The 20,549-nt window shown below is 55.1% G+C and carries 19 protein-coding genes; 10 read left to right on the top strand and 9 right to left on the bottom strand.

Annotated features, from left to right (window positions below; translation table 11 throughout):
• Window positions 1-126: 126 nt before the first annotated feature.
• The 5 genes from mscS to tkt all read right to left on the bottom strand — a co-directional run bounded on the left by mscS (window position 127) and on the right by tkt (window position 6,892).
• Window positions 127-981 carry a small-conductance mechanosensitive channel MscS gene (gene mscS / locus V4835_RS04420; RefSeq protein WP_331411285.1) on the bottom strand — a complete coding sequence of 285 codons (855 nt, stop codon included), beginning with the start codon at window positions 979-981 and terminating at the stop codon, window positions 127-129.
• Between the two features lie 186 nt (window positions 982-1,167).
• A complete protein-coding gene (fbaA, locus tag V4835_RS04415; RefSeq protein ID WP_063144924.1) occupies window positions 1,168-2,247 on the bottom strand; it encodes a class II fructose-bisphosphate aldolase in 1,080 nt (359 codons plus the stop codon).
• A 92-nt stretch (window positions 2,248-2,339) separates the two neighbouring features.
• On the bottom strand, window positions 2,340-3,503 hold the full coding sequence (pgk, locus tag V4835_RS04410; RefSeq protein WP_032660073.1) for a phosphoglycerate kinase: 1,164 nt from the start codon (window positions 3,501-3,503) through the stop codon (window positions 2,340-2,342).
• Window positions 3,504-3,552: 49 nt separating this feature from the next.
• Entirely contained in the window at window positions 3,553-4,572 is a 1,020-nt protein-coding gene (gene epd / locus V4835_RS04405) for an erythrose-4-phosphate dehydrogenase (protein ID WP_032660071.1), read from the bottom strand.
• 328 nt (window positions 4,573-4,900) lie between these two features.
• Window positions 4,901-6,892: a transketolase gene (tkt, locus tag V4835_RS04400; protein WP_010435385.1), complete on the bottom strand. Its 1,992-nt coding sequence runs from the start codon at window positions 6,890-6,892 to the stop codon at window positions 4,901-4,903.
• 272 nt (window positions 6,893-7,164) lie between these two features.
• On the opposite strand from tkt, the gene V4835_RS04395 reads away from it, so the two are divergent.
• Window positions 7,165-7,923: a M48 family metallopeptidase gene (locus V4835_RS04395; protein ID WP_021242066.1), complete on the top strand. Its 759-nt coding sequence runs from the start codon at window positions 7,165-7,167 to the stop codon at window positions 7,921-7,923.
• Window positions 7,924-8,132: 209 nt separating this feature from the next.
• Window positions 8,133-9,401, top strand: coding sequence for an OprD family outer membrane porin (locus tag V4835_RS04390; protein ID WP_047650175.1), 1,269 nt, complete (start codon window positions 8,133-8,135; stop codon window positions 9,399-9,401).
• A 51-nt stretch (window positions 9,402-9,452) separates the two neighbouring features.
• Here V4835_RS04390 and speB read toward each other — a convergent pair whose 3' ends face one another.
• The 4 genes from speB to V4835_RS24350 all read right to left on the bottom strand — a co-directional run bounded on the left by speB (window position 9,453) and on the right by V4835_RS24350 (window position 12,958).
• Window positions 9,453-10,373 carry an agmatinase gene (gene speB / locus V4835_RS04385; RefSeq protein ID WP_014071686.1) on the bottom strand — a complete coding sequence of 307 codons (921 nt, stop codon included), beginning with the start codon at window positions 10,371-10,373 and terminating at the stop codon, window positions 9,453-9,455.
• 230 nt (window positions 10,374-10,603) lie between these two features.
• Window positions 10,604-12,580, bottom strand: a complete 1,977-nt coding sequence (gene speA / locus V4835_RS04380; RefSeq protein ID WP_023309121.1) for a biosynthetic arginine decarboxylase — start codon at window positions 12,578-12,580, stop codon at window positions 10,604-10,606.
• Window positions 12,581-12,588: 8 nt separating this feature from the next.
• The gene (gene yqgB, locus V4835_RS04375) at window positions 12,589-12,720 is read right to left on the bottom strand and encodes an acid stress response protein YqgB (protein ID WP_127312443.1); all 132 of its coding nucleotides are present in this window, start codon (window positions 12,718-12,720) and stop codon (window positions 12,589-12,591) included.
• 94 nt (window positions 12,721-12,814) lie between these two features.
• A complete protein-coding gene (locus V4835_RS24350) occupies window positions 12,815-12,958 on the bottom strand; it encodes a hypothetical protein (protein WP_442877307.1) in 144 nt (47 codons plus the stop codon).
• A gap of 424 nt (window positions 12,959-13,382) precedes the next feature.
• Between V4835_RS24350 and metK the strand changes: the two genes are divergently transcribed.
• The 8 genes from metK (at window position 13,383) to ruvX (ending at window position 20,541) form a co-directional block, all read left to right on the top strand.
• Complete coding sequence (metK, locus tag V4835_RS04365) at window positions 13,383-14,537, top strand: methionine adenosyltransferase (protein ID WP_010435443.1); 1,155 nt, start codon at window positions 13,383-13,385, stop codon at window positions 14,535-14,537.
• Between the two features lie 434 nt (window positions 14,538-14,971).
• A complete protein-coding gene (gene galP / locus V4835_RS04360; protein ID WP_063144921.1) occupies window positions 14,972-16,369 on the top strand; it encodes a galactose/proton symporter in 1,398 nt (465 codons plus the stop codon).
• Window positions 16,370-16,427: 58 nt separating this feature from the next.
• Window positions 16,428-16,925 (top strand): SprT family zinc-dependent metalloprotease, encoded by a 498-nt coding sequence (locus V4835_RS04355; protein WP_331411281.1) that lies wholly within the window; start codon window positions 16,428-16,430, stop codon window positions 16,923-16,925.
• A gap of 94 nt (window positions 16,926-17,019) precedes the next feature.
• Window positions 17,020-17,727 carry a deoxyribonuclease I gene (endA, locus tag V4835_RS04350; protein ID WP_023333343.1) on the top strand — a complete coding sequence of 236 codons (708 nt, stop codon included), beginning with the start codon at window positions 17,020-17,022 and terminating at the stop codon, window positions 17,725-17,727.
• Between the two features lie 51 nt (window positions 17,728-17,778).
• The gene (gene rsmE / locus V4835_RS04345) at window positions 17,779-18,510 is read left to right on the top strand and encodes a 16S rRNA (uracil(1498)-N(3))-methyltransferase (protein ID WP_331414078.1); all 732 of its coding nucleotides are present in this window, start codon (window positions 17,779-17,781) and stop codon (window positions 18,508-18,510) included.
• A gap of 19 nt (window positions 18,511-18,529) precedes the next feature.
• Entirely contained in the window at window positions 18,530-19,477 is a 948-nt protein-coding gene (gshB, locus tag V4835_RS04340) for a glutathione synthase (RefSeq protein ID WP_331411280.1), read from the top strand.
• A gap of 87 nt (window positions 19,478-19,564) precedes the next feature.
• Window positions 19,565-20,125, top strand: a complete 561-nt coding sequence (locus tag V4835_RS04335; RefSeq protein WP_008499752.1) for a YqgE/AlgH family protein — start codon at window positions 19,565-19,567, stop codon at window positions 20,123-20,125.
• Entirely contained in the window at window positions 20,125-20,541 is a 417-nt protein-coding gene (ruvX, locus tag V4835_RS04330; protein WP_021242076.1) for a Holliday junction resolvase RuvX, read from the top strand. Before V4835_RS04335 ends, ruvX begins: the two co-directional genes overlap by 1 nt.
• Window positions 20,542-20,549: the final 8 nt, after the last annotated feature.

The following is a 20,549-nucleotide window of genomic DNA, read 5'->3' as shown; positions in this document are numbered from 1 at the left end:
TGTTCTGGAAGGTGACTATACTGCGCGAAGCACATTAGAGGAAATGGATAATATTAATTGGGGATTAGCAGCGCTTATAAAAATAAAGCCCGGTGGCGCTAGCGCTTACCGGGCCTGCGGGTGACGTTATTCTACTTCTTTGACTTTTTTGACGTTTACGTCCATCTGCGGGTACGGGAAGCTGATGCCGTTGGCGTCGAAGTCGCGCTTAATGCGTTCCAGCACGTCCCAGTACACGTTTTGCAGATCGCTGCTCTTGCTCCAGATACGCACCACGAAGTTAATCGAGGACGCGCCCAGCTCGTTCAGGCGAACCGTCTGCTCTTTGTCTTTCAGAATGCGATCGTCTGAAGCAATGATGTTGCTAATCAGCGACTTCACCTGATCGATGTCGGAGTCGTACGCCACGCTGATAATCAGTTCGTTACGACGCACCGGTTCACGGGAGAAGTTAATGATGTTGCCCGCGATGATTTTCCCGTTCGGGACGACCACGATGCGGCCATCGACGGTACGCAGGGTCGTTGAGAAAATCTGCACCTGCAGCACGGTCCCGGCAATGCCGCCAAGGTCAACGTATTCGCCGGAACGGAACGGACGGAAGGTGACCAGCAGAACGCCTGCCGCCAGGTTTGAAAGCGAGCCCTGCAGCGCCAGACCAATAGCCAGACCGGCGGCACCGAGAACGGCAATGACGGAGGCAGTCTGTACGCCCACACGGCCCAGCGCCGCAATCAGCGTAAAGGCGATAATACCGTAGCGCACCAGTGCGGAGAGGAAGTCAGCCACCGTGGCGTCAATGTGACGGGCCAGCATTACGCGGTTAACCGCGTTCGATACGATACGCGCCACGATCATCCCGACGATGATGATGGCAATCGCCGCGACGATGTTCACGGCATAGCTCAGCAGCAGCGCCTGGTTGCGCACCAGCCAGTTACCGGCGTTATTGATGCTGTCTACAACATCGAGTTGTTCCATTTATTCTTCCTTTTGTTAAACCAAAACACAAAATCCATCCCCCATGGAGACAGGCAGGTCCGTAAAGGGTAAACAAAAAGCGCAAGTATTGCCAAACAGATCACAAAAACCGGCCTGGCAGGGTATTGAAAAAGCATAAAAAAAGGCCCGCATTTGCGGGCCTTCTGATACTGTCAGCAGCTCAAATTACAGAACGTCTACCGCGTTCAGCTCTTTGAATGCCTGCTCCAGACGAGTAATCATAGAAGTCTGGGCAGCGCGCAGCCATACGCGTGGATCGTAGTATTTCTTGTTCGGCTGGTCTTCACCTTTCGGGTTGCCCAGCTGACCCTGCAGGTAAGCTTCGTTGGTTTTGTAGTACTGCAGGATACCGTCCCATGTTGCCCACTGGGTGTCGGTATCGATGTTCATTTTCACTACGCCGTAGCTTACGGAGTCTTTGATTTCCTGAGCAGAAGAACCGGAACCGCCGTGGAAGACGAAGTTCAGGCTGTTGTGCGGCAGGTTGTGTTTCTTAGAAACGTATTCCTGAGAATCACGCAGGATAGTCGGGGTCAGAACCACGTTACCTGGTTTGTAAACGCCGTGTACGTTACCGAAGGACGCTGCAATGGTGAAGCGTGGGCTGATTTTGCTCAGCTCGGTGTAAGCGTAATCAACGTCTTCTGGCTGGGTGTACAGTGCAGAAGCGTCCATATGGCTGTTGTCCACGCCGTCTTCTTCACCGCCGGTGCAACCCAGTTCGATTTCCAGGGTCATGCCCATTTTGGCCATGCGCGCCAGGTATTTGGAGCAGATTTCGATGTTTTCGTGCAGTGACTCTTCAGACAGGTCGATCATGTGAGAAGAGAACAGTGGCTTACCGGTTGCCGCAAAGTGTTTTTCACCCGCGTCCAGCAGACCGTCGATCCACGGCAGCAGTTTCTTGGCGCAGTGGTCAGTATGCAGGATAACTGGAACACCGTAGTGTTCAGCCATCTGGTGTACGTGGTGCGCACCAGAGATAGCACCCAGGATTGCAGCACCCTGAGGAACGTCAGTTTTCACGCCTTTACCTGCGATGAACGCAGCGCCGCCGTTAGAGAACTGAACGATAACTGGAGCTTTAACTTTAGCAGCAGTTTCCAGTACGGCGTTGATGGAGTCGGTACCCACGCAGTTAACTGCTGGCAGAGCGAAATTGTTTTCTTTAGCTACCTGGAACACTTTCTGTACGTCATCACCAGTGATAACGCCAGGTTTTACGAAATCAAAAATTTTAGACATGTTGCTTAGTCCTGTATCTTCGGCCGTTAGAAAAGGTGCGAGCTCTTATAAGCGCGCTGAAAATTGGGCAGGTTTCCCTGCCCTTGAATGGCTTACTTCTTAGCGCGCTCTTCGAGCATTGCTACTGCTGGCAGTACTTTGCCTTCCACGAATTCGAGGAATGCGCCGCCACCAGTGGAGATGTAGGAGATTTTGTCAGCGATACCGAACAGGTCGATTGCTGCCAGGGTGTCACCACCGCCTGCGATAGAGAACGCTTCGCTGTCTGCGATCGCGTTAGCAACGATTTCAGTACCTTTGCGGAAGTTCGGGAATTCGAACACGCCAACAGGACCGTTCCACAGGATAGTTTTTGCGTTTTTGAGGATTTCAGCCAGTTTCTGTGCAGAAACGTCGCCCAGGTCCAGAATCTGCTCTTCATCTTTGATGTCGTTTACAGATTTCAGGGTCGCGGTTGCGGTTTCGGAGAACTCGGTCGCAACGCGAACGTCAGTTGGAACCGGGATATCACAGGTGGTCAGCAGGCGTTTGGCTTCGTCAACCAGGTCTGCTTCGTACAGGGATTTACCCACGTTGTGGCCCTGAGCGGCAACGAAGGTGTTCGCGATACCACCGCCAACGATCAGCTGGTCAGCGATTTTAGACAGGGAATCCAGAACGGTCAGTTTGGTAGAAACTTTAGAACCACCAACGATAGCCACCATTGGACGAGCAGGTTCTTTCAGTGCTTTACCCAGCGCTTCCAGTTCGTCAGCCAGCAGAGGACCGGCGCAAGCAACATCTGCGAATTTACCGATACCGTGGGTTGACGCCTGTGCACGGTGAGCCGTACCGAAGGCATCCATTACGAATACGTCGCACAGTGCAGCGTATTTTTTAGACAGGGTTTCGTCGTCTTTCTTTTCGCCTTTGTTGAAGCGAACGTTTTCCAGAACAACCAGTTCACCGGCAGCAACTTCAACGCCGTCCAGGTAATCTTTCACCAGGCGAACCGGGCTGGACAGTTTGTCTTTCAGGTAATTAACCACTGGCAGCAGAGAGAACTCTTCGTTGTACTCGCCTTCAGTTGGACGACCCAGGTGGGAGGTGACCATCACTTTCGCGCCCTGCTTCAGAGCCAGTTCGATGGTTGGCAGAGATGCACGGATACGCGCGTCGCTGGTCACTTTGCCATCTTTAACCGGTACGTTCAGATCGGCACGGATGAAAACGCGTTTACCAGCCAGATCCAGATCGGTCATCTTAATTACAGACATGGTGAATCCTCTCGTTGATTCTTAAAGTTTTGCAGACGCACAATGCGTCTTACCTGAAACCTTGAGCGGCCATTGCTAACGTGGTGTCGAGCATTCGGTTAGCAAAGCCCCATTCGTTATCACACCAGACCAGCGTCTTGATAAGGTGTGCGCCACTGACTCTCGTTTGCGTGCCATCGACAATGGCGCTGTGCGGGTCGTGGTTAAAATCTACTGAGACCAACGGTAATTCCGTATAGTCAACTATACCATGAAATGCTCCCTGTGCCGCTTTTTGCAGCAACAGGTTGACTTCACAGGCTTTTACCGGTTTTTTCACCGTCACGCTGAGGTCGATCGCGGTCACGTTAATCGTCGGAACACGCACGGCAATCGCTTCAAACCGGTCATTAAACTGCGGAAAAATTCGGGTGATCCCTGCCGCCAGTTTCGTATCCACCGGAATGATTGATTGGCTCGCCGCGCGAGTGCGTCGTAAATCCGGATGGTAGGCGTCGATAACCTGCTGATCGTGCATGGCGGAATGAATCGTGGTCACGGTGCCGGATTCAATGCCATACGCATCGTCTAACAGTTTGATGACCGGAATAATGCAGTTGGTGGTACAGGAGGCGTTGGAAACAATGCGGTGTTCGGCCTGCAGCTCATGCTGGTTGACGCCAAACACGACGGTCGCGTCGAGGTCGTTACTGCCGGGATGAGAAAACAGGACTTTTTTCGCGCCGGCAGCCAGATGCGCTTCGCCATGTTCGCGGTTGCCGTAGACACCGGTACAGTCAAGCACCACATCCACACCCAGTTCACGCCAGGGTAGCCCGGAGATGCTGTTCTCATGCAGCACACGAATAGCGTCGTCACCCACAAACAGCCGATCTCTTTCCTGGCGAACATCCCAGGCAAAGCGTCCGTGGCTGGTGTCATATTTCAACAAATGCGCCATGCCCGTAGCATCCGCCAGTTCATTGATTGCCACCACGGTTATTTCCGCCCGACGTCCGGATTCATACAAAGCACGAACCACATTACGTCCGATGCGACCGAAGCCATTAATCGCTACGCGTACGGTCATAGATCTCCTGCAAAGCAATCCCTGAGTTTGAGGTGGCTGAAAGAGTAATCCAGCTACGCCCGAAGGGGAATCCTTGCTGTCACAAACTGCGATTGATTGGTCAATTGTCGAACATTTAATCGACTGAAACGCTTCAGCAAGAATAAGCGAATCGGGGAATAAAAGGAATGTCTGTCCAGATGAATAAGCGAGCTATATGACTTGCGTCACATTTCTGGTGGAATAATGCCTACAAAAAAGCCGGGTGGCGCGCTAGCGCTTACCCGGCCTACTTTCGTGCCATTTGTAGGCCCGGTAAGCGCTAGCGCGCTACCGGGCAAAACGGCGATTACAGCAGTTCTTTCGCTTTCGCGACAACGTTCTCAACGGTGAAGCCGAACTCTTCGAACAGCAGCTCTGCCGGAGCAGACTCACCGAAGGTGGTCATGCCGACGATGGCACCGTTCAGGCCCACGTATTTGAACCAGTAGTCAGCGATACCCGCTTCCACTGCCACGCGAGCGGAAACCGCTTTAGGCAGTACGGATTCACGGTAAGCGGCATCCTGTTTGTCGAACGCGTCGGTAGACGGCATGGAGACCACGCGCGCTTTCACGCCTTCGGCAGTCAGTTTTTCCCACGCTGCAACCGCCAGTTCAACTTCAGAACCGGTGGCGATGAAGATCAGCTCTGGCTGGCCCGCGCAATCTTTCAGCACGTAACCACCGCGAGCGATGTTCGCCAACTGCTCTGGCGTACGCTCCTGCTGTGCCAGGTTCTGACGGGAGAGGATCAGCGCGGTTGGACCGTCCTGACGCTCAACGCCGTATTTCCACGCCACCGCGGATTCAACCTGGTCACATGGACGCCATGTGCTCATGTTCGGGGTCACGCGCAGGGAAGCCACCTGCTCTACCGGCTGGTGAGTTGGGCCATCTTCGCCCAGACCGATGGAGTCGTGGGTGTAGACCATCACCTGACGCTGTTTCATCAGCGCAGCCATACGCACGGCGTTACGTGCATATTCAACGAACATCAGGAAGGTAGAGGTGTACGGCAGGAAACCACCGTGCAGGGAGATACCGTTGGCAATCGCAGTCATACCGAATTCACGTACACCGTAATGGATGTAGTTACCGGCAGTGTCTTCGTTGATCGCTTTAGAACCGGACCAGATAGTCAGGTTAGAAGGCGCGAGGTCAGCGGAGCCGCCGAGGAATTCAGGCAGCAGAGGACCGAACGCTTCAATCGCATTCTGAGACGCTTTACGGCTCGCGATTTTAGACGGGTTCGCCTGCAGCTTAGCGATGAACTCGTTCGCTTTCGCGTCGAAGTCAGACGGCATGTCGCCTTTCATACGACGGGTGAATTCAGCCGCTTCCTGCGGGAACGCTTTCGCATAGGCAGCGAACTTCTCGTTCCACGCCGCTTCTTTCGCCTGGCCCACTTCTTTTGCATCCCACTGAGCGTAGATCTCAGATGGGATTTCGAATGCAGGGTGTTTCCAGCCCAGCGCTTCACGGGTCAGTGCGATTTCCGCATCGCCCAGCGGCGCGCCGTGGGAGTCGTGAGTACCCGCTTTGTTCGGCGAACCGAAGCCAATGATGGTTTTGCACATCAGCAGGGACGGTTTGTCCGTCACAGCGCGCGCTTCTTCCACTGCACGTTTAATCGAGTCAGCATCGTGGCCATCAACGCCACGCACAACATGCCAGCCGTAGGCTTCGAAACGTGCTGCGGTGTCGTCGGTGAACCAGCCTTCAACGTGACCGTCGATGGAGATACCGTTGTCGTCATAGAACGCAACCAGTTTGCCCAGCTTCAGGGTACCTGCCAGGGAGCACACTTCGTGAGAAATGCCTTCCATCATGCAGCCGTCGCCCATGAACGCGTAGGTGAAGTGGTCTACGATATCGTGACCAGGGCGGTTGAACTGCGCCGCCAGCGTCTTCTCAGCAATCGCCATACCCACAGCGTTAGCAATACCCTGACCCAGCGGGCCGGTGGTGGTTTCTACGCCAGCGGTGTAACCCACTTCCGGGTGACCTGGAGTTTTAGAGTGCAGCTGACGGAAGTTTTTCAGCTCTTCGATTGGCAGATCGTAGCCGGTGAGGTGCAGCAGGCTATAGATCAGCATTGAGCCGTGGCCGTTGGACAGCACGAAGCGGTCGCGGTCAGCCCATGACGGGTTCTGCGGGTTGTGGTTCAGGAAGTCACGCCACAGGACTTCGGCGATATCAGCCATACCCATAGGGGCCCCTGGGTGGCCGGATTTGGCTTTCTGTACTGCATCCATGCTCAGCGCACGAATAGCATTAGCAAGCTCTTTACGTGAGGACATTTTAACTCCAGATCGGACTGTTAAAGGCCATGCCCTTGACGACAGCGCGTTTTGGGCTACGCCGGAAAAAAGTGCCAACAATGTAACCCAAGCCGCAAGTCATGTACATGGAGCATTCTTTTGCTTGTTAAGAAATCTCTGGATCATGCTCGCATGTTGCGCAATCTACTCGCCCGCCTCTGTCGATATTCCTTATACTTAGCCCGACACCGGCTTCGCTGACGGTGCATTTTTCGGATTTTATTCAGATTAACGAGTACGGAAGCAACCTCATGAAAATGCGTGCAATAGTGCTGGCCCTGGGTACAACGCTCCTGCTGAGCGGCTGTCAGAATATGGATTCTAACGGTCTGATGACGTCAGGCGCAGAGGCCTTTCAGGCCTATTCCCTGAGCGATGCGCAGGTGAAAGCGCTGAGCGACCAGGCCTGTAAAGATATGGACGGAAAAGCCACGCTTGCGCCGGCTAACAGTACCTACACGCAGCGTCTGAATAAGATTGCTTCCGCGCTGGGCGACAACATCAACGGCCAGCCGGTGAACTACAAGGTGTACATGGCGAAAGACGTGAACGCCTTCGCGATGGCGAACGGCTGTATCCGCGTCTATAGCGGGCTGATGGACATGATGACCGACAACGAAGTGGAAGCGGTCATCGGCCATGAAATGGGCCACGTTGCCCTGGGCCACGTGAAGAAAGGGATGCAGGTTGCCCTGGGCACCAATGCCATCCGCGCAGCGGCGGCCTCAGCGGGCGGTATCGTTGGCAGCCTGTCGCAGTCACAGCTTGGCGACGTGGGTGAAAAGCTGGTTAACTCTCAGTTCTCACAGCGTCAGGAGTCCGAGGCGGATGACTACTCCTACGATCTGTTGCGCAAACGCGGCATTAATCCATCAGGTTTAGCCACCAGCTTTGAAAAACTGGCCAAGCTGGAAGCGGGACGCCAAAGCTCCATGTTTGACGATCACCCTGCCTCAGAAGAACGCGCACAGCATATTCGCGACCGCATGGCCGCAGACGGAATTAAATAATTTTACCGGGAGGCAGTTTTGCCTCCCTTTTATTTCGCATGAATTGTTAACTTAACAGCACGTATCGATAACACCCCTGAAAGCCCCGCCAAATCTGCCCTATCACATTGAAATGTCTGGTCACATAAATATTGCAAAGGTTACTTTTTCCGGTAATTATCACCCCGCAGTTATTCAAATTAATATATCCAGACAGAGACGTTCCCTCCGTGAAAAAAGAATTATCATTAATTGCTTTAAGTTTATTTGCCGCATTACCTGCCGCTGCAAGCCAGCAATCCGACAGCCAGGGTTTTATTGACGACAGCCATCTGGATCTGTTTTTACGCAATGCGTATATCAGCCGCGACTACCATCAGGGCCAGCAGGACAAAGCCGAATGGGGTCAGGGGATCATCGCCACGTTTGCATCCGGCTATACCGAAGGGCTGGTGGGCTTTGGTGTGGACGGTATTGCTCAATACGGCGTGCGCCTGGACGGCGGCCGTGGCAAAAGCGGCGCAGGCGGCATCGACTTCTTTAAACAGGAAGACGATGGCCGGGCAAAATCCGATCTGGCAAAGTTTGGCGCTACCGCCAAAATGCGCATATCAAACACCGTACTGAGCTACGGAAATCAGCGTCCTGAGCTGCCTATCATCAATGCCGACAGCTCCCGCCTGCTGTTTGAAAGCTACACAGGCACCATGCTGACCTCGAAAGAGATCGACGGTCTGGAAGTCAACGCCGGTTACTTCACCGACGAGCAGCGTAAAAGCGATGACCGCCACGACAGCGGACTGAAGAGCCTCTCCTTCGGCGGCGCGAGCTATCAGTTTAACGACCAGTTCAGCGGCGCGCTGTACGCCTCTCATAATGAAGAGGTGATGAACAAGCAGTACCTGGGCATGAACTTCAAACAGCCGTTCAGCACCGGGCAGCAGCTGGTACTCGACTTCAACGGCTATAACTCCCGTCTGGACCAGGGTTACGCGGACAGCCTCGACACGGGCCGCAGCAATACCATCTGGAGCCTGGCGGCGAGCTACATCTGGGATATTCACACGTTCAAAGTGGCCTACCAGCAGAGCAGCGGCAGCACCGGCTATAACTACGGCGGCTATCGCGACAAGGGTGGCGTGGGTGACGGCGGTAACACCATCTGGCTGGCGAACTCCTACTGGTCTGATTTTAACGGCGAAGATGAACGTTCATGGCAGGCATCCTACGGTCTGGACTTTGGCGGCCTTGGCTTACCGGGCCTGAGCTGGACCACCGCCTACGTGCGTGGCGATAACATCAAAACCTCTGAAACCAGCAACGGCAAAGAGCACGAGTGGTTTAACCAGATCCAGTACCAGGTGCAGGATGGTCCGGCGAAGGATCTGAAGCTGAAACTGCGCTACTCCGTCCTGCGCGTCTCCAGCAACGCCAGCGAGTACAACGTGGGCGGGGACGAGATCCGCGCTTACGTGGAATACCCGTTTAACGTGTTCTAAAGGCAATAAAAAACCTCTCAAGAGAGAGGTTTTTTTTACGCCAGGCGAGGCTTACTCGCCTTTTTTAGCAGCCTGAATGTAGAGCATTTCCAGTGCCAGGGTCGCTGCGGCAAGCGCGGTGATCTCGGACTGATCGTACGCAGGCGCCACTTCCACCACGTCCATCCCGACAATGTTCAGATCTTTCAGACCACGCACCAGCTTGATGGCACGATCTGAGGTCAAACCGCCGATGACCGGCGTACCGGTGCCCGGTGCAAATGCCGGATCCAGGCAGTCGATGTCGAAGGTCAGATACACGGGCATATCGCCCACGATCTGCTTCACCTGAGCGATGATGTCATCGACGCCGCGATCGTTAACCTGGCCCGCATCCAGCACGGTGAAGCCGTTGTCTTTGTCGAACTCGGTGCGAATACCGATCTGCACAGAGTGGTTCGGGTCGATCAGACCTTCGTTCGGCGCGGTGAAGAACATGGTGCCGTGGTCAAACTCACAGCCGTTCGCGTAGGTGTCGGTATGCGCATCGAAGTGCACCAGCGCCATTTTACCGAAGTGCTTGGCATGGGCGCGCAGCAGAGGCAGGGTCACGAAGTGGTCGCCGCCGAAGGAGAGCATGCGCTTGCCGGCAGCCAGCAGCTTCTCGGCGTGCGCCTGCAGCTTTTCGCTCATCTCACGCGCGTCGCCGAAGGCGTACACCAGGTCACCGCAGTCCACCACGTTCAGGCGCTCGCGCATGTCGAAGTTCCACGGGAAGCGGTTATGCTCCCAGGCCAGGTTAGTGGAAACCTGACGAATCGCTGCCGGGCCGTGACGACCACCCGCACGGCCAGATGTTGCCATGTCGAACGGCACGCCGGTGATCACCCAGTCAGCGTCACTGTCGTACGGCTGGAAGTTCATCGGAAGGCGTAAAAAACCAAACGCGTTAGATACCAGAGAGTTATCGTACTGATGACCTAAAGTGCTCATGTCCTGACCTCTTTTAAAGTCGATACATTAAAAACAGATGAAAAAAAATCCCCTCCGCGTCGTTAAACCCGACGAGGAAGGGATTGATTCGTAAATCGCTTATTGGGGCGAATTATCGCCGGTAATGCATACGGGTTCAAGTGAGTATAGCATTATGCCGGATGACGGCTTCGCCTTATCCGGCCTACATTCGTAGGCCCGGTAAGCGCAGCGCCACCGGGCATCAGCGGCTACTCGTCTTCCAGGTAGGTGTACCCGTACAGACCCGCTTCAAACTCTTCCAGGAACTGCTGCTGCAGCGCATCGTCCAGGCCGGTGTTCTTCACCTGATCGCGGAACTGGGTGAGCAGTTTTTTCGGATCCAGCTGAACGTATTCCAGCATGTCCGCCACGGTGTCCCCTTCATCGGACAGCTCAATTTCCACGTTGCCGTCAGGGAACACGAACACGTCCACCGCTTCGGTATCACCGAACAGGTTGTGCATGTTGCCGAGGATCTCCTGATACGCGCCGACCATAAAGAAGCCCAGCATCGGCGGGTTCTCCGGGTCGTACTCCGGCATTGGCATCGTCGTTGCGATACCGTCGCCGTCAACGTAGTGGTCGATAGCGCCGTCGGAATCACAGGTGATATCCAGCAGCACCGCACGGCGTTCCGGCGCGTGGTTCAGCCCTTCCAGCGGCAGAACCGGGAACAGCTGGTCGATACCCCAGGCATCCGGCATCGACTGGAACAGCGAGAAGTTGACGTAAATCTTATCCGCCATACGCTCCTGCAGCTCGTCGATAATCGGACGGTGCGCGCGGTTGCTCGGGTCGAGCTGTTTCTGCACTTCATGGCACATGTTCAGGTAGAGCTGCTCCGCCCACGCGCGCTCCTGCAGGCTGAAGGTGCCTGAAGAATAACCCACGTGAATGTCATGCAGGTCCATCTGGCTGTCGTGCAGCCATTCGCGCAGGGAACGACGCGTGCCCGGCTCGTGCATTTCCTGCCAGGTTTCCCACATGCTTTGCAGGGAACGCGGGGCATCGTCTGCCGGAGGCGTTGCCTCGGAGATTTCGCTACGCTCAACGCCGATGATGTTAGAGACCAGCACCGTATGGTGCGCGGTGACCGCGCGACCGGATTCGGTGATCACCGTCGGGTGCGGCAGGCCGTTCTCTTCACAGGCATCGCCGATCGCCCAGATGATGTTGTTCGCGTATTCGTTCAGGCCGTAGTTCACCGAGCAGTCAGACTGCGAGCGGGTCCCTTCGTAGTCCACGCCGAGGCCGCCGCCCACGTCGAAGCACTGAATATTCACGCCCAGCTTGTGCAGCTCCACGTAGAACCGCGCGGATTCACGCACGCCGGTGGCGATGTCGCGAATGTTGGCCATCTGCGAGCCGAGGTGGAAGTGCAGCAGCTGAATGCTGTCCAGACGACCGCGCTCGCGCAGGATTTCCACCAGCTGCAGCACCTGGTTTGCCGCCAGGCCGAACTTGGATTTTTCACCGCCGGAGGACTGCCATTTACCGGAACCCTGCGACGCCAGACGCGCACGCACGCCAAGGCGTGGCACCACGTTCAGACGCTCAGCCTCTTCCAGCACGATGGCGATTTCGGTCATCTTTTCGATAACCAGATAGACCTTGTGCCCCATCTTCTCGCCAATCAGCGCCAGACGAATGTATTCACGGTCTTTATAGCCGTTACAGACGATCACCGAACGGGTCATGCCCGCATGCGCCAGAACCGCCATCAGCTCCGCTTTGGAGCCTGCTTCCAGGCCCAGCGGTTCGCCGGAGTGAATCAGGGATTCAATCACGCGGCGGTGCTGGTTCACCTTGATCGGGTAAACCAGGAAATAGTCGCCTTTATAGCCGTAGGACTCACGCGCGCGCTTGAAGGCGGCGTTAATAGAACGCAGGCGATGTTGCAGGATCTGCGGGAAGCAGAACAGTGCAGGCAAACGCTGGCCCTGAGCTTCACGGGCTTTCACCAGTTTGGCAAGGTCCACGCGCGCTTCAGGGACGTCCGGATCCGGGCAGACGCTAATGTGGCCCAGTTCGTTGACGTCGTAGTAGTTATTGCCCCACCAGGCAATATTGTAAGTGCGCAGCATCTTGCTGGCTTCCTCGGAGCTCATCGCAACCTCCTGCATAGAACGTAGTACACCCTGTTCGCCCGCTGACGAAGGCGAAAAAGAAGACATGTCGTCAGACATAGCGAACCTCAACTCTTTGTATTAAGTGTAAAACAGTTGACTACTATCGCAGCGTTATACGGCGATAACAACCCATAAACGGCTCCGTTTCCCAGCAGAGTATGCTGAAAACCAGACCGTGCGACCGGTTTCTTATTCATATCATTGTAAAACACGTATCCGAACTCTGTATGACAAGGTTCGGCGAAACCACGAGAAAACTCTTGTATTAACAAGAGCGCCCTTGTTCAGTTTTCACAGAGCGTAACCGGCCCTTGAATCCTGAGAAGCGCCGAGATGGGTATAACATCGGCAGGTTTGCAGACTAGAAATGCGGGTTGCGGGAATCAAATACGCGCCAGAACGGCTGCGCTGAATTAGCGGAAAACGATGGTTCATTATCTGTTATCACCTCCACGGCCGCCTCTGCTGAAACGGACCACAAGCCAAAGCTAAAAGTTCACTGCTTAACCCGGCTGGAAGTGGCGACACGATGAGTTCATCGAGCGCTTTTTTGTATGAGCCGCGCGCCGCGTTTTATACCGAGAACAGGGGTAAAAAGCAAAAGATAAATGTGCGTGTTGCCGGGGCCGTCAGGAATTATTGCCAGCCGCAATTTCAACTGAGTGAGAGGTTAGTCAAAAAAAACTGGAAATCGGGCGAAGAAGTGACCTAAAATAGCCATCCAGATGTTAATCCATCTATACTGATTAACACTCATACTGCCAGTGTCAAAAACCTGCAGGCCTTGGTAGAATTATCTCCTTTGGCTATTCCACACAGCAGCTTGAGCTAACCAAATTCCTCTTAGGTGAAATAAAACATGGCAAAACACCTGTTTACGTCCGAGTCTGTATCAGAAGGACATCCTGATAAAATTGCTGACCAAATCTCCGATGCGGTGCTGGATGCGATCCTGGCGCAGGATCCAAAAGCGCGCGTAGCGTGTGAAACCTATGTCAAAACCGGCATGGTTCTGGTTGGCGGTGAGATCACCACCAGCGCATGGGTTGATATCGAAGAGATCACCCGTAACACGGTGCGTGAGATCGGCTATGTGCATTCTGATATGGGCTTTGATGCCAACTCCTGCGCGGTACTGAGCGCGATTGGCAAACAGTCTCCCGACATCAACCAGGGCGTTGACCGTGCCGATCCGCTGGAACAGGGCGCGGGCGACCAGGGTCTGATGTTCGGCTATGCAACCAACGAAACCGACGTGCTGATGCCAGCACCGGTCACCTACGCACACCGTCTGGTGCAGCGTCAGGCTGAAGTGCGTAAAAACGGCACCCTGCCGTGGCTGCGCCCGGATGCGAAAAGCCAGGTCACCTTCCAGTACGATGACGGCAAAATCGTCGGTATTGACGCGGTGGTTCTGTCTACCCAGCACTCCGAAGATATCGATCAGAAATCCCTGCAGGAAGCAGTGATGGAAGAGATCATCAAGCCGGTTCTGCCGACCGAATGGCTGAGCTCTGCGACCAAATTCTTCATCAACCCAACCGGACGCTTCGTTATCGGCGGCCCAATGGGTGACTGTGGTCTGACCGGTCGTAAAATCATCGTTGATACCTACGGCGGCATGGCGCGTCACGGTGGCGGTGCGTTCTCCGGTAAAGATCCGTCTAAAGTTGACCGTTCTGCGGCGTACGCTGCACGTTATGTGGCGAAAAACATCGTTGCTGCCGGTCTGGCTGACCGCTGTGAGATCCAGGTTTCCTACGCTATCGGCGTGGCTGAACCAACCTCCATCATGGTTGAAACCTTCGGTACTGAAAAAGTGCCTTCAGAACAGCTGACGCTGCTGGTGCGCGAGTTCTTCGACCTGCGTCCATACGGTCTGATTCAGATGCTGGATCTGCTGCACCCAATCTACAAAGAAACCGCGGCATACGGTCACTTTGGTCGTGAACATTTCCCATGGGAAAAAACCGACAAAGCCGCCCTGCTGCGTGAAGCTGCCGGTCTGAAGTAATCGACTGACAGCTGCTTTATAAAAGGCCAGCCTTCGGTCTGGCCTTTTGCATTTGTGCAATCATCTTTGCCCGGCGGCGCTTCGCTTGCACGGGCATACGGGTTTTGCGGTGTTGGTAGGCCGGGTAAGGCGCAGCCGCCACCCGGCAATGTTTGAAACCGCTTACACCATGCCGAATATATCCCGCTTTCAGAATAATCTCTTTGCCTGATCGCCTTTCTTCTGCTGTTACATTTCATTTCAGTTAAGTCCGAAATTCAAACAAACGCGATGCGTATCACCTCGTTTACCTCTATATTTTCAAAGCTTTAATTATTTTTACGGTTCCACGTTAGTGTAACCGATTACACCTATGTGATTAATCTCACATATTTTTATGGGTCACTCACCTACCCTTTACATCAATAAAACTGATAACCCAACTGGAGGGCATAATGCCTGACAATAAAAAACAGGGGCGTACGTCCAACAAGGCGATGACATTCTTCGTCTGTTTCCTCGCCGCCCTGGCAGGATTACTTTTTGGCCTGGATATCGGCGTGATTGCCGGTGCATTACCTTTCATCACTGACGAGTTCCAGATCAGCGCTCACACCCAGGAGTGGGTGGTCAGCTCGATGATGTTTGGCGCGGCCGTCGGGGCCGTCGGCAGCGGCTGGCTCTCCTTCAAGCTCGGGCGTAAAAAGAGCCTGATGATCGGCGCGATCCTGTTCGTTGCCGGTTCACTCTTCTCTGCCGCAGCGCCTAACGTTGAGGTCCTGCTGGTTTCCCGCGTGCTGCTCGGCCTGGCCGTGGGCGTGGCATCCTATACTGCCCCGCTTTACCTGTCTGAAATCGCGCCGGAGAAAATCCGCGGCAGTATGATTTCGATGTATCAGCTCATGATCACCATCGGTATTTTGGGCGCGTACCTTTCCGATACCGCGTTTAGCTACAGCGGCGCATGGCGCTGGATGCTCGGCGTGATCATCATCCCGGCCATTCTGCTGCTGATTGGCGTCTTCTTCCTGCCGGACAGCCCGCGCTGGTTTGCCGCCAAACGTCGATTCCACGATGCCGAACGCGTACTGATGCGCCTGCGCGACACCAGCGCCGAAGCGAAAAACGAGCTGGAAGAGATCCGCGAAAGCCTGAAGGTCAAACAGTCCGGCTGGGCGCTGTTTAAAGAGAACAGCAACTTCCGTCGCGCGGTGTTCCTCGGCGTACTGCTTCAGGTGATGCAGCAGTTCACTGGGATGAACGTCATCATGTATTACGCGCCAAAAATCTTCGAGCTGGCGGGCTATACCAACACCACCGAGCAGATGTGGGGGACCGTCATCGTGGGTCTGACCAACGTGCTGGCCACCTTTATCGCCATCGGTCTGGTGGACCGCTGGGGACGTAAGCCAACCCTGACGCTGGGCTTCCTGGTGATGGCGGTCGGTATGGGTGTCCTCGGTACCATGATGCATGTGGGCATTCACTCACCAACCGCCCAGTACTTTGCGGTAGGCATGCTGCTGATGTTTATCGTCGGTTTTGCGATGAGCGCCGGCCCGCTGATTTGGGTGCTGTGCTCTGAGATCCAGCCGCTGAAAGGGCGTGATTTTGGTATCACCTGCTCTACCGCAACCAACTGGATTGCCAACATGATCGTCGGCGCAACGTTCCTGACCATGCTCAATACCCTGGGCAACGCGAACACCTTCTGGGTCTACGCCGGTCTGAATATCTTCTTTATTGTGCTGACTATCTGGCTGGTTCCAGAAACCAAACACGTTTCTCTGGAACATATTGAACGTAACCTGATGAAAGGTCGTCCTCTGCGCGAAATCGGCGCCCACGACTGATCCTCATGCGGGAGGCGCCTCTTGCGCCTCCCCGCTTCGCGCTTTATGCTCTGCCCCTATGAAAGCACCCCGTCTCCCCATCGCCCTTCAGCAAGCCGTTATGCGCAGCCTGCGGGAAAAACTCGCCCAGGCGAACCTGAAGCTCGGTCGCAATTACCCTGAACCTAAAATCGTTTATCAGCAGCGCGGCACCGCGGCCGGCACCGCCTGGCTTGAGTCGTATGAGATCCGCCTTAACCCGGTGCTGATGATGGAAAACCAGCAGGCGTTTATCGAGGAAGTGGTACCGCACGAGCTGGCGCATCTGCTGGTGTGGAAACACTTCGGACGCGTCGCGCCCCACGGGAAAGAGTGGAAGTGGATGATGGAAGCGGTGCTCGGCGTTCCGGCACGCCGTACCCATCAGTTCGAGCTGGGATCGGTGCGCCGCAATACCTTCCCCTACCGCTGCCAGTGTCAGCAGCACCAGCTTACCGTCCGCCGCCATAATCGCGTGGTGCGCGGCGAGGCGACTTACCGCTGCGTCAAATGCGGCGAGCCGCTGGTTGCGGAATAATCATCTGAACTTTCAGGAACTTTCCTGATCTGACTGATTGCATACAGGAACAACATTCGTTACGTTGCGGGCTCGTTTTGACACGGAGTGTAAGATGTCCCGTAATTTTTCTCTCGCGGTCGCCTTTCTGACGACGGCACTCTCAGGCCATGCGCTGGCCGATGGTATCAACAGTTTTTCCCAGGCCAAGGCAGCAGGCGTGAAGGTGAACGCCGATGTGCCGGGCGATTTCTACTGCGGCTGTAAAATAAACTGGCAGGGTAAAAAAGGGGTCGTTGACCTTGAGTCCTGCGGCTATAAGGTGCGTAAAAATGAAAACCGCGCCAGCCGCATCGAATGGGAGCATGTCGTTCCGGCCTGGCAGTTTGGCCACCAGCGCCAGTGCTGGCAGGATGGCGGACGTAAAAACTGCGCCAAAGATCCGGTTTACCGCCAGATGGAAAGCGATATGCATAACCTGCAGCCTGCCGTAGGTGAAGTGAACGGCGACCGCGGTAATTTCATGTACAGCCAGTGGAACGGTGGCGAAGGCCAGTACGGCCAGTGCGGTATGAAGGTTGATTTTAAAGAGAAAGTCGCCGAGCCTCCTGCCCGCGCGCGCGGCAGTATCGCCCGCACCTACTTCTATATGCGTGACCGTTACGACCTCAACCTCTCCCGCCAGCAGACGCAGCTGTTCAACGCCTGGGACAAGCAGTACCCGGTGACGGAGTGGGAATGCCAGCGCGACGAACGTATCGCCAGAGTCCAGGGGAATCACAACCCTTACGTCCAGCGGGCTTGCCAGGCGCAAAAGAGCTAACCTACACTACGGCAATTCGCTTATATCGCATGACACATGGAATTTCTGACTATGCGCATTCCCCGCATTTACCATCCTGAACTGATTACCGCAGGCCGCGAAATCGCCCTGTCTGATGACGCCGCCAACCACGTTGGCCGCGTGCTGCGCATGGGCGCAGGTCAGGCTATCCAGCTGTTCGACGGCTCGAACCAGGTTTTCGACGCGGAAATCACGCGGTCTGATAAAAAAAGCGTGCACGTTAACGTGCTGCGTGGCGAAGTGGATGACCGGGAATCACCGCTGCACATCCATCTGGGCCAGGTGATGTCGCGCGGCGAGAAAATGGAGTTCACTATTCAGAAATCCATTGAACTGGGTGTAAGCCTCATTACGCCACTTTTTTCTGAGCGCTGTGGCGTTAAACTGGATGCGGAACGTCTGAACAAAAAGATCCAGCAGTGGCAGAAAATTGCCATTGCGGCTTGCGAACAGAGTGGCCGCAACCGTATTCCGGAGATCCGCCCGGCGATGGATCTGGAGGACTGGTGTGCAGAAGAGGACCGTGGGCTGAAGCTCAATCTTCATCCGCGCGCCAGCGCCAGCATCAATACGCTGCCCCTGCCCGTTGAGCGCGTACGCCTGCTGATTGGCCCCGAAGGCGGCCTGTCGGCGGACGAAATTGCGATGACGGCACGTTACCAGTTTACTGATATTCTGTTGGGACCTCGCGTTCTGCGCACTGAGACAACGGCACTCACGGCCATTACCGCGCTACAGGTACGGTTTGGCGATCTGGGTTGAAGCATTAACGGAGAAGAACATGATCAAGCTCGGCATCGTGATGGACCCCATCGCAAACATTAACATCAAGAAAGATTCCAGCTTCGCCATGCTGCTGGAAGCGCAGCGTCGCGGCTTTGAACTCCACTATATGGAGATGAACGATCTTTACCTTATCAACGGTGAAGCCCGCGCGCGCACCCGCATCGTTAACGTCGAGCAGAACTACGACAAATGGTACGAATTCGGCACCGAGCAGGACATTGCCCTGGCCGATCTCAACGTCATCCTGATGCGTAAAGATCCGCCGTTCGACACCGAATACATCTACTGCACCTATATTCTCGAGCGTGCTGAAGAGAAAGGGACGCTGATCGTCAACAAGCCGCAGAGCCTGCGCGACTGCAACGAGAAGCTCTACACCGCCTGGTTCTCTGACCTGACGCCGGAAACCCTGGTGACCCGCAGCAAAGCGCAGCTGAAGGAGTTCTGGCAGAAGCACGGCGATATCATCATGAAGCCGCTCGACGGCATGGGCGGCGCGTCGATTTTCCGCGTGAAAGAGAGCGATCCGAACATTGGTGTGATTGCCGAAACGCTGACCGACCTGGGCACGCGTTACTGCATGGCGCAGAACTATATTCCTGCGATCAAAGACGGCGACAAACGCGTTCTGGTGGTGGATGGCGAACCGGTTCCTTACTGCCTGGCACGTATCCCGCAGGGTGGCGAAACCCGAGGTAATCTGGCCGCCGGTGGCCGTGGCGAACCCCGTCCGCTGACCGAAAGCGACTGGGAAATTGCCCGTCGCGTTGGCCCGACGCTGAAAGCCAAAGGCCTGATCTTCGTTGGCCTGGATATCATCGGCGATCGTCTGACCGAAGTGAACGTCACCAGCCCGACCTGCATTCGTGAAATTGAAGCGGAATTCCCGGTTTCGATCACCGGAATGCTGATGGACGCTATCGAAAAACGTTTACAGAAATAACCTAACAATACTATTAGTGACAGCGCCTGTGTTTGTCCCCATACTGGGCGCTGTCGCTTTTTAAACCAGGAAACAGTACCTCTGACAATGAATTTACAGCATCACTTTCTTATTGCCATGCCTGCTCTCCAGGACCCGATTTTTCGCCGCGCTGTGGTGTATATTTGTGAATACAATGAAGACGGCGCGATGGGCATTATCATCAATAAACCGCTGGAAAATCTTCAGGTTGAAGGGATTCTGGACAAGCTGAAAATCCCGGCTGAAGCGCGACTGCCGGAAATCCGGCTTGATAAACCCGTGATGCTGGGTGGACCTCTTGCAGAAGATCGCGGTTTTATCCTGCATACGCCGCCGGTATTCTCTTCCAGCATTCGCATCTCCGACAACACCGTTATCACCACCTCGCGTGACGTGCTCGAAACGCTGGGCACCGCAGAGCAGCCTTCTGAAGTGCTGGTGGCGCTGGGCTATTCGTCGTGGGAGAAAGGCCAGCTTGAGCAAGAGATCCTCGATAACGCCTGGCTTACCGCGCCTGCGGACATGAATATCCTGTTTAAAACCCCTATCGCCGATCGCTGGCGTGACGCGGCTAAGCTGATTGGCATTGATATCCTGACCATGCCTGGCGTAGCGGGGCATGCCTGATGAGCGGAACGCTTCTGGCCTTCGATTTTGGCACCAAAAGCATTGGCGTCGCCGTGGGTCAACGCATCACCGGTACCGCGCGTCCGCTCACGGCCCTGAAGGCTAATGACGGCACGCCTGACTGGAATCTTATCGAACGTCTGCTCAAAGAGTGGCAGCCGGATGACGTGATTGTTGGGCTGCCGCTGAACATGGATGGCACCGAACAGCCGCTGACCGCCCGGGCGCGTAAGTTCGCCAATAAAATCCATGGCCGCTTTGGCGTCTCCGTGAAGCTTCACGACGAGCGTCTTAGCACCGTCGAAGCGCGTGCGGGCCTGTTTGAGCACGGCGGCTTCCGGGCGCTCAACAAGGGCAGCGTGGACTCCGCTTCAGCAGTCATCATCCTCGAAAGCTATTTCGAACAGGGCTTTTAAACGCAGGG

Origin of the sequence: Enterobacter cloacae complex sp. CARB60, assembly GCF_036487345.1 — a bacterium.
Classification (GTDB): domain Bacteria; phylum Pseudomonadota; class Gammaproteobacteria; order Enterobacterales; family Enterobacteriaceae; genus Enterobacter; species Enterobacter asburiae_D.
This window is presented reverse-complemented; position numbering and strand designations above follow the sequence as displayed.

Coding starts and splice junctions, on each gene's coding strand:
- fbaA (WP_063144924.1), bottom strand. CDS start 2,247: ATGTCTAAAATTTTTGATTTCGTAAAACCTGGCGTTATCACTGGTGAT.
- V4835_RS04355 (WP_331411281.1), top strand. CDS start 16,428: ATGAAAGCACCCCGTCTCCCCATCGCCCTTCAGCAAGCCGTTATGCGC.
- galP (WP_063144921.1), top strand. CDS start 14,972: ATGCCTGACAATAAAAAACAGGGGCGTACGTCCAACAAGGCGATGACA.
- mscS (WP_331411285.1), bottom strand. CDS start 981: ATGGAACAACTCGATGTTGTAGACAGCATCAATAACGCCGGTAACTGG.
- speB (WP_014071686.1), bottom strand. CDS start 10,373: ATGAGCACTTTAGGTCATCAGTACGATAACTCTCTGGTATCTAACGCG.
- metK (WP_010435443.1), top strand. CDS start 13,383: ATGGCAAAACACCTGTTTACGTCCGAGTCTGTATCAGAAGGACATCCT.
- V4835_RS04335 (WP_008499752.1), top strand. CDS start 19,565: ATGAATTTACAGCATCACTTTCTTATTGCCATGCCTGCTCTCCAGGAC.
- speA (WP_023309121.1), bottom strand. CDS start 12,580: ATGTCTGACGACATGTCTTCTTTTTCGCCTTCGTCAGCGGGCGAACAG.
- V4835_RS04395 (WP_021242066.1), top strand. CDS start 7,165: ATGAAAATGCGTGCAATAGTGCTGGCCCTGGGTACAACGCTCCTGCTG.
- ruvX (WP_021242076.1), top strand. CDS start 20,125: ATGAGCGGAACGCTTCTGGCCTTCGATTTTGGCACCAAAAGCATTGGC.
- rsmE (WP_331414078.1), top strand. CDS start 17,779: ATGCGCATTCCCCGCATTTACCATCCTGAACTGATTACCGCAGGCCGC.
- epd (WP_032660071.1), bottom strand. CDS start 4,572: ATGACCGTACGCGTAGCGATTAATGGCTTCGGTCGCATCGGACGTAAT.
- gshB (WP_331411280.1), top strand. CDS start 18,530: ATGATCAAGCTCGGCATCGTGATGGACCCCATCGCAAACATTAACATC.
- pgk (WP_032660073.1), bottom strand. CDS start 3,503: ATGTCTGTAATTAAGATGACCGATCTGGATCTGGCTGGTAAACGCGTT.
- V4835_RS24350 (WP_442877307.1), bottom strand. CDS start 12,958: ATGAACCATCGTTTTCCGCTAATTCAGCGCAGCCGTTCTGGCGCGTAT.
- yqgB (WP_127312443.1), bottom strand. CDS start 12,720: ATGAATAAGAAACCGGTCGCACGGTCTGGTTTTCAGCATACTCTGCTG.
- endA (WP_023333343.1), top strand. CDS start 17,020: ATGTCCCGTAATTTTTCTCTCGCGGTCGCCTTTCTGACGACGGCACTC.
- tkt (WP_010435385.1), bottom strand. CDS start 6,892: ATGTCCTCACGTAAAGAGCTTGCTAATGCTATTCGTGCGCTGAGCATG.